General features: G+C 40.5%; 12 protein-coding genes. 6 read left to right on the top strand and 6 right to left on the bottom strand.

The annotated features are described in order from the left end of the window. The first annotated feature begins 5 nt into the window (after positions 1-5). Genes fliD through LHL20_RS03700 form a run of 6 tightly spaced genes read left to right on the top strand, consistent with a single transcriptional unit; the run spans position 6 to position 7,755 of the window. Positions 6-1,436: a flagellar filament capping protein FliD gene (fliD, locus tag LHL20_RS03725; RefSeq protein WP_202264121.1), complete on the top strand. Its 1,431-nt coding sequence runs from the start codon at positions 6-8 to the stop codon at positions 1,434-1,436. A 22-nt stretch (positions 1,437-1,458) separates the two neighbouring features. Further along, positions 1,459-1,887, top strand: a complete 429-nt coding sequence (gene fliS, locus LHL20_RS03720) for a flagellar export chaperone FliS (protein ID WP_159623557.1) — start codon at positions 1,459-1,461, stop codon at positions 1,885-1,887. Continuing rightward, entirely contained in the window at positions 1,884-2,198 is a 315-nt protein-coding gene (locus LHL20_RS03715) for a hypothetical protein (RefSeq protein WP_226432298.1), read from the top strand. Before fliS ends, LHL20_RS03715 begins: the two co-directional genes overlap by 4 nt. A gap of 2 nt (positions 2,199-2,200) precedes the next feature. Then, positions 2,201-5,584, top strand: a complete 3,384-nt coding sequence (locus tag LHL20_RS03710; RefSeq protein WP_226432297.1) for a motility associated factor glycosyltransferase family protein — start codon at positions 2,201-2,203, stop codon at positions 5,582-5,584. 32 nt (positions 5,585-5,616) lie between these two features. Further along, a complete protein-coding gene (locus LHL20_RS03705; protein ID WP_226432296.1) occupies positions 5,617-6,744 on the top strand; it encodes a hypothetical protein in 1,128 nt (375 codons plus the stop codon). A 33-nt stretch (positions 6,745-6,777) separates the two neighbouring features. After that, positions 6,778-7,755, top strand: coding sequence for an NAD-dependent epimerase/dehydratase family protein (locus LHL20_RS03700; RefSeq protein ID WP_202264129.1), 978 nt, complete (start codon positions 6,778-6,780; stop codon positions 7,753-7,755). A 5-nt stretch (positions 7,756-7,760) separates the two neighbouring features. Here LHL20_RS03700 and LHL20_RS03695 read toward each other — a convergent pair whose 3' ends face one another. From LHL20_RS03695 to LHL20_RS03670, 6 genes are all read right to left on the bottom strand, one after another. Then, on the bottom strand, positions 7,761-8,399 hold the full coding sequence (locus LHL20_RS03695; protein ID WP_319003207.1) for an acetyltransferase: 639 nt from the start codon (positions 8,397-8,399) through the stop codon (positions 7,761-7,763). Between the two features lie 22 nt (positions 8,400-8,421). Then, positions 8,422-9,525 carry a nucleotidyltransferase family protein gene (locus LHL20_RS03690; RefSeq protein WP_202264133.1) on the bottom strand — a complete coding sequence of 368 codons (1,104 nt, stop codon included), beginning with the start codon at positions 9,523-9,525 and terminating at the stop codon, positions 8,422-8,424. Continuing rightward, on the bottom strand, positions 9,512-10,675 hold the full coding sequence (locus LHL20_RS03685) for a LegC family aminotransferase (protein ID WP_202264135.1): 1,164 nt from the start codon (positions 10,673-10,675) through the stop codon (positions 9,512-9,514). The genes LHL20_RS03690 and LHL20_RS03685 overlap by 14 nt, the downstream gene beginning before the upstream one ends. Positions 10,676-10,729: 54 nt before the next feature. Next, positions 10,730-11,464, bottom strand: coding sequence for a CatB-related O-acetyltransferase (locus LHL20_RS03680; RefSeq protein WP_226432294.1), 735 nt, complete (start codon positions 11,462-11,464; stop codon positions 10,730-10,732). A gap of 39 nt (positions 11,465-11,503) precedes the next feature. Beyond that, positions 11,504-12,334: a sulfotransferase domain-containing protein gene (locus LHL20_RS03675; protein ID WP_226432293.1), complete on the bottom strand. Its 831-nt coding sequence runs from the start codon at positions 12,332-12,334 to the stop codon at positions 11,504-11,506. Between the two features lie 61 nt (positions 12,335-12,395). Continuing rightward, positions 12,396-14,132: a CgeB family protein gene (locus LHL20_RS03670; protein ID WP_226432292.1), complete on the bottom strand. Its 1,737-nt coding sequence runs from the start codon at positions 14,130-14,132 to the stop codon at positions 12,396-12,398. Positions 14,133-14,136 lie beyond the last annotated feature (4 nt).

The raw sequence follows: 14,136 nt of genomic DNA, 5'->3' as shown, positions 1-14,136 counted from the left end.
AATGTATGACAATTCAGTCTCTAGGTGTAGGATCGGGCTTGGCCCTTGATGATCTTGTGCAGCAGCTTTTGAATGCAGAAAGGCAGCCTAAAGAGGCGCGTCTTAATGCAAAAGAAGAGCGCAACGAGGCTGAAATTTCTGGCCTCGGTCAAATTAAATCTAAATTGTCTGACTTCAAAGATGCTGTTGACGAGTTAAGAAGTGACAACGGCATTAATGGTCGTGAACCGACTATTACCAATCCTTCCGAAGACAACGATGTATTATCTGCTGAGGCATCTAACTCCGCTTTAAGGGGGAGTTACGAGATAGTCGTCGAGCAATTGGCGTCTGGTAGCCGTATAACAACAGATGACGGTGCATTTACTTCAAGCAGCGATTCGGTGCTTTCATCCGGCACGGGCTCACTCACCTTTGATGTGGGCGGTAGTGAGAGCTTTACTATTAATGTGTCGGCTGGCATGACGCTAACCCAGCTTCGAGAAGCGATTAATAACGCTGATGATAACTTTGGTGTTACTGCCAATATTATTGATACCGGAACTGCTGCGGGACCTCGCTTAGTGTTTTCTTCAAGTGAAACTGGCGACGGCAACGATCTTGTTATTACCAATGACACAGGAGCTGCAGAGTTAGATAGATTATCTACCACTGGCGGTACGGCAAACATCAGTGCAGCGAATATCGAAGGAGCCAAAAATGCTATCGCGTATGTCGATGGTATAGAGGTGCAAAGTAGCTCAAATGAATTTGAGAACACCATTCAAAACGTGTCATTTGAAGTCAATGAAGTGTCACCGAAAGATTCTGTGGGCGACTTTCTCGCTACGAAACTCAATATTGGTTACGACAAAGACGGTTTAGATAAAAAGATTCGTGATTTTGTCGATAACTACAATTCATTAATAGACGAAATACAGACGTTAACGCGTTACGGTGAATCAGAGCTTGAAGAAGATGGTGCGCTAGCGGGTGACTCTTTATTACGAGGTATCCAAACCGGCTTAGCATCAATCATTGGTGACAACGTTAGCGCGTCCGCGCTAGGGGGCTTATTTCAAGTTGGTATTGAATTTGATAGTGACGGTAAACTTGAGATCGGAACAACTGACTTTGGTTTGGGCTCGGGTGAAGACCGTTTAGAAGACGCGCTAGAAGATAACTTCGATGAAATCGCCAAGTTATTTACTGATGATGACGAAGGTATCGCCACAAGATTATACGAATTTTCGAAAGAGTACACGTCGTACAGTGGTTTGATTAGTCTTCGAGAGCGCTCTGCAAAAGATACTCGCGATGAGATCTTTGACGAACGTGAAACATTGGAATTACGCATGTTAAGTTACGAAGATATTCTTCGTGACAAGTATTTGAATCTTGACCAAACCGTTGCTCAGTTAAACCAAACTGGCTCTGCGTTATTAGCGTCGCTGTAGATAGAAAAGAGTTGGAGATATTATGTCACTTAAGGGTATTAACGCGTATCGCAAAGGAAATCTTAAACAAGATGTTGCCAATGCTGATCCGCATAAACTGACATTAATGTTGTTGCAAGGTGGGCTTGATCGTATCGCGTACGCGAAAGGCGCAATGGAACGTAAAGACTTTGTCGAGAAAGCTAACTACATTTCTAAAGCAAGCGCCATTATTATGCACTTGAGAGATACGCTTGATCTTGAAGCGGGTGGTGAGGTTGCAGAAAACATGTTTGCGTTATACAACTACATGGTAGAACGATTGAGCGAAGCGCACATAAACAACAACTTGAATATTTTAGATGAAGTGTCTAGCCTGTTAACACCCATTCGAGACGCGTGGGTACAAATTCCTGAAGAAGCAAAGCAGGAAGCGTACGAAGCCCAGCGTCAAAAACGACAAGCTGTTTGAAAAACTCAATTTTAAACCACGAATACACACCACTTTTCCTTCAAGCAGTCAACGCAGAGTTGTCTGCTTGTTTGTCCTCCGATATTGAAGCGTTTTCTACGGAACGTTTCAGATACTTATCCCAAATCCGTCATAAAGTTGTCGTTCGCGCGCTATCGCGTCTTGACGGAGACGCAAAAAAAGCTTTTTCTAGAAATGAAATTGCGATAAATCAAAAGCTTGAGGAGCTGGCGCAAGGCTTGCTAGAAAATGCAAAAGATGAAGCGGTCAAGTTTTCTAGAGGCCGCGCAGCCGTAAAGAAATATAAATAGCTATGTTACAGCAAATTCAGTTTCATGTTCATGAAGATGAACAAACGCAGCAAGATATAGAACGAGCACTTGCACAACAAATTAGTGATAATTACAGGCTAAGCTTTGGTGCGTTTGAGCGCTTTATACCAACACTTGCTGACGTGGTAAAAAAACGAGACGCGTCAGTATCTACGTTATTATGCAATAAACATAAAGAACTTAATATTGTGAACTTCAATAGTGGGCAAGTACTCTATGGTGCTCACCCAAAACAAGAAGTTCTGTCTCATCTTGATAGTTATCTTTCGCGCTTCTCACCGGTTGAGTTGTCAGCCACCAATTTCGAAAAGCCCAAGATGATGGAAGCAATAGTTTGTTTGGGTTTAGGCTTAGGACACCATCTAGAGCATTTAGTCGAAGCAACTAACTATAAACATATTGTGGTGTATGAACCTAACGTAGACTATTTCATATGCTCATTGTCTTGTATTCCCTGGCAGTCTATTTTTCAAAAAGCGAAGGAAGAGGGGGTTGCGCTTTACTTGCAAATAGGCGCTGATGCAACGAATTTTGTTAGTGATATAAACGAGCTTGTTGCCCATGTAGGTGTTAATAAAATTCAGCTATATAAGCACTTCAACCTCCCAGTTTTTAATAGTTTGGAGGAGAAGCTCTACACTAGTAATTGGTCAGAGTTACAAGGATGGATACCTAAGAGCGCAACTACATCGTTGAATGAAAGTTATCTTCCTATTTGGGCGCCACTTAATAGTCAGTATGGGTTTGATGAGCGGTTTTTAGACGAAAAATGCAAGCTCGCAAACTTAAACGCGTTGAAAAAGTACTTTCCAGATCTTTACGAAGAGTTTTCCTCATATACGCCACAGCGTTGGCGCCCTGTCGCAAGTAGTGATGGTACAGTTAATGTTGTACATATAAACACACATAGCCTTTTTTCCATATCGCCAAAAAGTGAGGCCAATACTAGTTTTGAGTTGTTTTCGAGAAAACCAAATAAGGACGGGTTGTTACTGAGCTACAAGGGGAAAAAGCTAAAGGGGTATCTTCATTATCAGCTAGTAGAAGCGTGTGAATCGATTATTAAGGGAGTAAACGAAGAGCAGGGAGAACTGCCTGAGCATGTTAAATCACTAATCATGTTTGGTATCGGAAGTGGCTACTCTGTAGAAGCATTAATGAGCAATCATGATACTGGTATGCTTTTCATTTGTGAACCAAACAAAGATTTCTTCTATGCCTCTTTATATGCTATCGACTGGGCTAAAATTATTGAAACTTTCGATGAAGGCAAAAAGCGCTTATATCTGAATATAGGCGACGATGGTTCTAATTTAACAAACGATCTCCTTGTTCAATTTCAAACTGTTGGACCTTATATGCTGGCCAACACGTTTTTTTATCAAACTTACGTAAATGATAAATTAACAGATGCTGTGGCTCAATTGAGAGAGCAATTATTAGTCATAATTGCCATGGGAGATTATTTTGACAACGCCAATTTTGGTATAGCTCACACGCACACAGCACTAGAGAAGAATATTCCCTTTCTATTGGCTAATACGCGCAAGAAGCTTCCCCAAGAAGTACTCGAAGTGCCTGTGTTTGTCGTGGGAAATGGTCCTTCGTTGGATGGTTTGATTGATACGTTGAAACTGGAGAGTGACAAGGCTATCGTCATTTCATGTGGTACAGCGCTGCAATCACTCTACAATAATGGAATAACGCCTGATTTTCACGCAGAGATAGAAACCAACCGTTCCACATTCGACTGGCTCTCTCGCATTGAAGATAGTGAATATTTGAGGAACATCACGCTATTGAGTTGCAATGGTATTCACCCCGATACAACCTCTTTATTCAAGCGTACCTTACTTGCTTTCAAACAAGGCGAAGCGTCTACAGTATCGCTTACAGAACTCGATAAGAAACATCCTTTTGCATTACTCGAACATGCATATCCTACAGTAACAAATTTCGTATCTGATTTAGTAACCACAATTGGATTTAAGCAGATTTATTTGTTTGGGACCGATATGGGGTTTGTCAGTGACACTTATCATCACTCTCGTTCTTCGGGATATTACGACGGCGAGGGTAAGGAACTTTATCGCTATGCAGATAATCATTCTATGTCACTTGTCATCCCAGGGAATTTTAAGCCGTGGGTAAAGACAAAATATGAATTTAAGGTATCAAAAAGTGTTCTAGAGCTTACGTTTACAAAAGCAAAGGTAGATGTCTACAATTTGAATGATGGAGCCAGAATTACTGGAGCGCAACCATTAGACAAGGCGCTAATGTTAGTCAGTGCAACTTCAGAACAAAAAGCGTTTGCAATCAATACACTTGTTAGCGATGCATTTTCTTCAAAACTTAACCTTCAGTTTGTCCAACATTTTGATGAAAAGTACAGTACACACAGTTTGCTGGAAGAGTTGTCCGCGCTGACTCGCTTACTAGATGGATCCTTCGAGACGGTTGAAGATGTCGCGCAGATGATTTCTGATCAAAGAGAGTTTATTGTTGCTTCTTATCGACGAGGAAAATCACTCGCGTTCTACTATCTTAATGGAACACTAAACTACGTTAATAGTATGTTTAGTAAGTTGTTGAATATAAATGATAATGACGTTGTAGTGTCGACTGCAAATGCTGTGCTTAACAGTTGGCGGCGGACTGTATCGGATATTCATCTAACGATAGAAAACTACCAATATGGTTTCGACAATATATCCCCTTTTTCAGGTATTCGCCGTACAAATAGGCTTAAGGAAATGTGGCAACTTATTCCGTTTTCCATCGAGCACAGCAATAAGCCAGAGCCAGTCTCAACGGTATTGACCCAACTAGCTACTCTTGAAAGGGAGAATGCACACCAACACCTAACACTGAACTGGGTAGATGAACACAACCCGAGACGTGTTGTTGGAAAAAACACGTGTAATATTGTAAGAGATATTGAACAGAACAACTTCATAATGCCTATCGAAGGCTTACATGTTATTGCTCCAGGTAACTTTTTAGATGTTACTGCGCCTCTTCAATATAACGAGGTAGCGATAACCAATATGGCAATAATAGCGCTGATGAGCGGTCTTAATAACGTGATCTTTCTGCAAAAAGTCAGTTTTCATCCCTCATTGTCACCTACGTTTTTTGAAGAATTAATTGCTTTATGTAAGCCTTTCCATTCTTATGCGGGCCCTGATTACCTAATTCTGACAAATGAGCTCTTGGATCCAACATGTCTAATACTGCCTACAGGAGATAGGCTAACTTATATTCCTTCTTTGCGAAAAGAAAGCTTTAGGTATGAAGAGCTTTCGAGCGAAAAGTATACTAATAAAAAAGATGCTATTCGAATTCTTAATGGAATCAACTGAAGGGGTACATTCCAGGATGTACTTAACAAATAATGAAATCAGTGCTCATAATTGGTAACGTCAACTCAACCTTTGTTGTTGGACTAATAAACAATCTAAAAGCGTACGACCCTGCTTTGCGGGTAGATTGTCTTAGTATTCTGCCAATAGAGCGTGACGACGTGCTGGCAGACAATATTTATGTCAACTCAATTTGCGAGTGGTGGAAAAATAAGTTTGGAAAGAAAGTGCGTTATGGCTGGTTTTTAGGCGTACTGCGATGGGTATTGTTTCGGAAAAACCGTGTTCGTTACGACAACATTCAAATTCATTTTGTCGATATTTTACATCAGTTTGCAGTGCCTCTATACAAGTTATGTACACGTAAACTAACCGCTGTAATTTGGGGTTCTGACCTAATGCGGTGTAGCAACCCAGCAATGTTGGCTCAAATTTTAAACAAATGTGATTCAATCAATTGTCATACACCTAAAATGAAAGCGTCGCTTCAAAATTTATTGTCTGAGAAGAGGAAACCTTCTATGCAGTTTTCTCATTGTCACTTTGGGCTACTTCCATTTGAAAAGATAAAAAGCTTAAGAGCAAACATAGCTGATAAGCAGACATATAGAACAAAATTAGGTTTACCGATCGATAAGACTATTGCACTTATAGGTTACAATGCTGACCCTGGACATCAGCACATAAAAGTTATTGAACAGCTTGCTAAAATCCAAGATCAGTTAACGGATGTTCACTTCGTTCTGCCTATTACCTATGGAAATTACCCTAGCTACATTGAACAGCTAAAACAAACATTAGCTTCAACAAAGTTGAGTTATCAAACACTAGAGAGTTATTTGTCCGACGATGATGTAGCGATGCTGAGACTTTCAGTAGATATCAATATCATTGTACCTATTACTGATGCCGCATCCGGCACAGTAATAGAGTCGTTGTATGCAGGGAGTCAAGTGATAACAGGCCGCTGGTTGGACTATTCTAAATTGGTGAATGCAGGCGTCACTTACACCACAATAGATAAATTGACTGATATAAATCAAACGTTGCTATCGCTTGAATCATCCCCCAAGGATACAAGTAAAAATGCAGAACGCGTCGCTAGTTTTGGTGATTGGCAGGTGCTGATAAAGGGTTGGTATGAATTGGTTGTTGATTAGGCCTTCACAGACTTCAATATAAAGAGAATAAACATGAAAAAGGTACTTGTTACCGGCGGTGCCGGTTATATAGGAAGTGTTTTAGTACGGATCCTGCTCGAAAATAACTATCACGTCACTGTACTAGATACATTGAGCTTCGGTGGTGAAAGCATTGTAGAGCTATTAAATAATCCGAACTTTGTTTTTGTCAAAGGTGACATCCGTGACGAATCACTGCTAAATGAGGTTATGCAAGGCATTGATTTTGTCGCTCACTTAGCGGCAATTGTTGGTGATCCTGCTTGTGCTAAAGAGCCTGAACTCACTAAGTCAATTAATTTAGATGGAGCAAAGTTAGTTTACAATGTTGCAAACAAGCATGGGGTAGAGCGTTTCGTATTCGCATCAACCTGCAGTAACTACGGGAAGATGGAAGACAGTGATGGATTTGTAACGGAAACGTCCCCACTCGCCCCAGTCTCGTTGTATGCAGAAACCAAAGTCGAATTCGAACAATTTTTGTTGTCAAAAAGAGAAGAGGGAAGTCAGTGCGAACCTACTTGTCTTCGTTTCTCAACTGTTTACGGATTATCTCCAAGACTGCGATTTGATTTAACCGTAAATGAATTTACAAAGGAATTGGCGCTTGGAAGAGAGTTGGTCATATTTGGTGAGCAATTCTGGCGTCCATATTGTCATGTAGTCGATCTTTCACGATCAGTGCTCGAAGTGTTTAAAGCGTCGAGCGAAAAAGTGGCTTTTGAAGTGTTCAACGTTGGAGACTCCTCAGAAAATTATCAGAAAAAAATGATAGTTGAAGAGATTATTAAGTTTCTACCAGACGCTAATATTCGCTACGTTGAAAAACAAGAAGACCCTCGAGATTACCGCGTAAACTTCGATAAAATTAGTCGTGTACTCGATTTTAAAATTACGAAAACTGTACCTGATGGCATAGAACAAATATTACAAGTCGTCAGAGATGGCTTTATTACTGACCCTGACAGTAAAGTGTACAGTAATATATAGCTCTGCTAATCGTGTGGCTGCTGGTGACGTATAATACGTGCTGGCAGTCCATAAGCGGTTACATTATCTGGTAAGTCTTTATTCACCATTGCGCTTGCACCAACAATTGTATTTGTCCCTATTGATAGTCCTTGCAGTACAACAGCGCCCATTCCTACAGTCGCCATCTCGCCAATATCACAATTTCCTCCCGTGGATGCACGCGGTGCAAGGCTCGCAAAATTTCCCAAGCAAGAATCGTGTTCTAAAAGCGACATAGAGTTCAAAATACAGAAACTACCTACTTTTGCGTCTGAATTAATTACGGCTCCGGCCATAACAACTGTTCCTGGGCCTATCGTGACTTGAGTTCCGATGGTCGCTCTTGGGTGTATAGCAGTCACAAAGCTAAGGTGTGGGACACTATGACTCACTTTTCTGGCAATGCGCTGGCGCAGAGAATTGTCACCTATCGCAACTATTGCTCCGTAAATTTGAAAGTTCTCTACGATCCTTGGAAGGTCATCGTCATGGCCTATTACAGGGTACCCCATAAACATCGAATTTTTTGGCAATAATGGATCGACAATACCAGCGATTTGGAATCTATTGTCCTTCTCAATAATATCTATCACCACTTTTGCATGGCCAGAAGCCCCAAGCACAACAATATTTTTCATCGTTATCTTAATTCAATACTAAACCACTGAAATTATCGTCATCAGATAATGTTTTGACAGTGTTAATGTATTCTGGCCACTCTCCAATATCCATCCACGATTTGTCGCTAATAGGAAAAACGCCCACTCTATCTCCGGCATTTTTAACTAATGTAATTAAGTCAGTAATGTCTTTATATTCGTTCTGTTGTAGATGATCTAAAACATCAGGCTCTAGCACGTAAACGCCTGTATTTATCTTAAACGTAAACTCGGGTTTTTCTTCGAGCTCAAGTAAAACGCCGTCGTCCCCAGTTTTAAGTGTACCGTAAGACAGTTTATGGTGTTTCAAGGCCGCCACTAAAGTGATTTTGTTATTATTTTTTTTATGATACTCAAGGACTTCATCTAAATTTTGATTAATCAGAATGTCACAGTTCGTGACAAAGAACGTACGGTCTATTTTGTTTTTGAGTAACGAAAGAGAGCCAGCAGTTCCCAGTGGCGCGCTTTCACAAATATAATTGACTTCATAGTCGTCGTCTTTAAAGCCATTCACAAAGTATTCTATTAGCTCTTTCTTATAATTAACGGAAAGATAGTATTCGTCGCAACCGACAGATTTAAATTGGCTGATGATCTCTTCTAAAATGGTACGCTCACCTACTGGAGTCAAAGGTTTAGGTAGCACATTTGATATCGGCTTCAGGCGCGTCCCTTTACCTCCGGCCATTATAACGACTGGCACACCTTTACAACCCTGGCTTTTATACCTATTAACGCCACCAAAAACGTCGTTCCAATGATATATTCCCGTAATGGTATTAGATTCGTCTATGACTGGCATGAAGTCACAGCGAATCTTCGCCATTGTACGCTTTATGTGGCTATAAGAGTCAGTGTCTTTACATACCCATTTAGGATCAATCTTAAGTGTTGAAATCGGTGCGCTAAGGGGAACATTATTGATTATTGAGCGCTGTAAATCGCCTACAGAAATCAGGTTTATGTAGGTATCATTGTGCGAAACAAGAATAAGCAGCTTCTTAGCAATACGGTCCATTTGTTTTAGCGCATCAAGGATAGTGTCGGTTTCTGATATAAAAAAAACTGAGAAGTCACTGTTGTTCATTTGATGATAACTCCTTGAATGTTCCGCTAGGGATACACACACAACGCTCGAAAAGCCACTGTGAATTGTCTAGGTTAGCGCACAGGGATGCTTGGTACATCGGAAGCGTATTTAAAAGCTGCCACAGAGGGCGTGTCATTACCCCCTGTCGGTTAGTATCTTCCAACATCGCAGTCTTAGCGTCAGCGTTTTTGCACACCACCGCGTTTAACCAATAATTGGAACTCGCATAAGAAGGCTCCTTAACAAAACTATATTCAGTATCTTCAAAAAAACTAGCGTACTGTTGCGCTAACTCACGTTTTTGTTCTCGAATATTTAGGAATGATGTAAATTGCGCATAGCCAAGAGCAGCGTTTAAGTTAGGCATTCTATAATTGAATCCAAACTCGTCATGATAGTATTCGAAGGGGTGAGCTACTTTAGCTGTTGTCGTTAAATGCTTGATACGAAGAGCATCTTCTTTACTACGCGTCAAAATCATCCCACCTCCGCCAGTGGTAACAATTTTGTTTCCGTTAAAACTTATTGCACCATACTTCCCTAACGTTCCAGTATGCTTGTTTTTGTAAAAGCTTCCCAAGCTTTCAGCCGCGTCTTCAATCAAAGGAATATGCCAGTTGTTAGCAACTTGTATAAGCTCATCCAAAAGCGCTGGGTGCCCAAAAGTGTGTACAACAACAATTCCCTTGATTGGCTTTCGGGTTGATAAGTGAATACATCTGCCTTTGTCATCAAGAACGGTATTATCAGAGAGAAACTGAGCGAGCTTTTCTGGGCAAAGACTTAAGCTCTCTCGTGATATATCAACAAATACTGGCTCAGCTCCAGTCATCTTAATTGCATTTGCAGTAGCAACAAATGACACGGCTTGAGTTATCACCAAATCGCCGTACGAAATATCCAACGCATGAAGTACACCATGTAGTGCTGCAGTGCCATTAACTACAGCTACAGCGCCTTGAGCGTCGGTATAGGACTTGATTTGGTCTTCAAATTTATCAACATATTTTCCAACAGTGGACACAAAAGTGGAATCGACAACATCGCGCAGAACGTGATGTTCCAACTGAGAAAAACGCGGCTCGTGCAGTGGTATGAATGCATCTGTATCATAAATAGAACGAACAAATTTAACTAAACTTTTCATATCACTGTGCCGTTTTGCTATAGGTCATTATCTTTAATACTATGCGTTAGGAATCTAATCTTTTTCATCTTCATGCAGCAAGTAATAGTTTGCTTTTTCTTCTTGCAGTTGTGGTAAGTCATCTATTGCACAAAGGAAATCAAATATATTTCCACTGGGCAGGTTGGTGAGAACATCATGTGGTAGGTTCCACCATTGACTCTTCGCCAGTTTTTCCCTGACAGATTCAGGAAATCGATATTTAATTATATGGGCAGGGGTTCCTCCAACTACCGCATAGTCAGGTACATTTTTTGTCACTACAGCATTGGCGCCGATAACTGCGCCGTTACCAATTTCAACGCCAGGCATGACTATGGCCCCATCACCAATCCAAACATCATTGAGAATTCTGGTTTTCTTTACTGTCGGCGCTGAATTTTCGATACCAAGTTCGGATAACTGATGAGTATTATATTCCATGGGTTTGCGTAGAGAGGGGTGTGTACTTACGCCATGCATGGGATGAATTCCTGCGCTAATGGTTACTCTTCTTCCAATTGAACAGTATCGACCTATAAAGGTGTTGTCACGAACATAGCCAAGGTCATTCATGTAGGAGTATGCGCCAAGAAACACTGTAAACTCGGGATTTATAATACCTGAGTGAAAATGTGCACCCTGTTCAAATACAGTGTTGCGAAGTCCTTTGGAAAAGCGCATGTCATGGCGTTCTAACTCTTCACGAGTTAGTGCATTTCTTTTTAATTCTTGGCCTGATAAAAATGTCGCTAATTTACGCTCAATCATAATAATACACGTGTTTGTTAAGGTAAGAACTGTGAAAAATCAGCTCTCAAGACTATATTCAGCTCCAAAGTGTTTGAAGATGGTTTTACATTTTTCTTGTAATACGATTGGCCATTCTTCAAATCTCTTTATTTTCTTCTTGGCACTGTTTTTAGGTGAATGAAGATGAGTGTTTATCTCTTCTTCACTTAACGCTTTTAAAGAGGGGATATCTAAAAAAGCCAATATTTCTGCCATTGACGCGTATGGCTTATTCTTGAACAAATCGACAAAATTGAGACGCAGATAATGTGCGTCGCCAGATAGTTCGCTTCTAATTACTTCATTGTATTTTCCCCAGAACCACGCAATTTTCTCAGCTTGTTCAAATTGTGCCCATTTTGTTGCAAAGCTATCATCACTGAAATCAGTTGCTGTTGGACGATTTCTGGGATCATCAACGCTGTACATCGAATAGCTATTCGCTTGTATATTGCCAAGGACTGAACAAACATAGTCCTCTGGAGGACGAACAATATGTACGATTTTATAGTTTGGAAATAAGAGCTTGATAATCGGAAGCAGCAGTGAAAGATTATTATTCGATTCAACGAAATAATGACAACGTTCATTCTCCATTTGAGAAAATAGGCCGCTTCGAATTCGGATGTATTCTTTAGCAGCTTCTTGAGTGTTTCGCTTACCTCTGATGTAGCTCATGGCAAGGTTGAATGCGTCAGGAATTGGTTCATGTACACTGATGCCCTCTTTAAGCACCGAGTTAAAGAAGGACGCAAAAAACTCGGTACCAATTCTGCCCGTACCCACAAAGGCGATGAATGTCCTATCTTGCCACTGCTCCCTAAACAAGGCTAACCAATCATCTTGCATCAAACAGCTCTCTCTTAAATTTTTCCTGCATCTACCGATAATATCGGCGATTTCAATATTTTCATGAGTTTTGGTTTTCTATCGTCAGTGGTGTCGTGTAAAAATCGTAGCCTAGCTGTGCAGCCAACTTTCGTCCCTCTTTTATGGCCGAGTGAACTCTTTCTCCACCAATAATTATGTTTGTCTGTCCAATACTGGTGTAATCGAATGTATCGTCTTCCCCAGTATCTACAAATATTTCATAGTTTCCGGAATGCTGGCTTTTAATCGCGTTAACATTAGCAATCAGCTCTTCTTCGCTACATGTGACGTGCAAATAAGAACGAGTTATTGGAATGATATAGTGAGGAATTCGTCGTAGCCGTCCTTTTGATAGCACTTCAATGCTTCTAGTGCCTGGGCCAGTTACTCTGAATCCAATTCTTATTGATATCGCAGTAGGTTGTATTTTTAGCTTGCATGGTTGAGATGTGCAAAACAAATCTCTTTGAACACAAGCACCAGATTCATTGTATTGCCATATATCTAGTTCGGTACGTTCATCATCTGTTAGGTAGACAAACTCTTCGAACTCCGAAAATTCAGAAACATGAAAATGAGATGTCAGGTTAATATAAGAATGTTCAGTTTCTGATAGCGTTGAAGTTATTGTTACTTTGTCGTTTGTAGTACTTACCTTCAAGGCAGAGGTGTTAACTTCAAAATGGCCAGATTCTAATAGGTTAGATACTGGAGAACGGGTATAACAAATAGCGTCTTGATAATTAAAGTGTTCACTCATTTGTTCCACAAGACGTAGACGGCAACTCCCGTTAGTACCTCCCTTTTTAGGTATGCCCCCTTTGCCTTGCAACAACGCGATCTTTTGCGTAACTCGATGCTGGAAATAATGCTCATCAAGATTGTTTTTGATAAAGGTAGACCGATCGGATGTATCGCATGATGTATGGTGAATTTTGTCATCATATAACGATACGGTATCAACCAATTCTCCAAACAAGACTCTCATTGCTCTTGTGTAATTCGATACCACAGCGGTACCTGATGCTAAGAGCTCTACTGCTCGCCTCGCAAACATGGTCTGTCCATTTTTTACAATGTTTAGAGAAATACCGGTTTCATAACCGCTATAAGCTTTGTCAATCTCTGTATAGGGGAGGTTACCTACAATACTTGGTTGGAATTCAGCTGGGAATGTTCTTCCTTCGATATTTTTCTGATGGTTTCGATCAAAAATACTTACTGACGCGCCACTGTTTTTTATCAAGCCATATAAGTGAAGAAAATCGTTATTGCGTTCATGGTACTTCTCATACCAGGAACCAGCAAAGCAATAGCCAGACTGACGTTTCAAATCCTTAGGGTAAAATGTTTGTGTATTCGCAAAAAAGGGTAAAAAATAGACCCTCTCATGTGCAAGTAAGGCTTTGTAGCGAGCGATACAATCGACTTCTGTGGTAAACACAATATCAAAAAGTGCTGTCAGTTTTGCTCTGATAGAAAAGTCTACAAAATGCACAGGGTCTTCTTTATTCCAAAACACAGTCGGGATGTTGTTCTGATTACAGAACTCTGTTAAAGACTGGATGAGGGGGAGTTGAGACGTAATGCGGTTTTCATTACTCCAACTTCCATCCGCCCCATTCCATGTAGATTCTATAAATAATAGGTCTGGACAGAAGGCTTTCAGTTGATCAATTGCATTGAGTCTATTGAGAGAACAAACATCCCAAATCGATGCAACCGATAGTAATGTAAATTCATCCGCTATAACTGCAGCTTTAGTTTTAACATTCATTGAA

This window comes from Alteromonas sp. McT4-15 (assembly GCF_020515205.1).
GTDB lineage: Bacteria > Pseudomonadota > Gammaproteobacteria > Enterobacterales > Alteromonadaceae > Alteromonas.
This window is presented reverse-complemented; position numbering and strand designations above follow the sequence as displayed.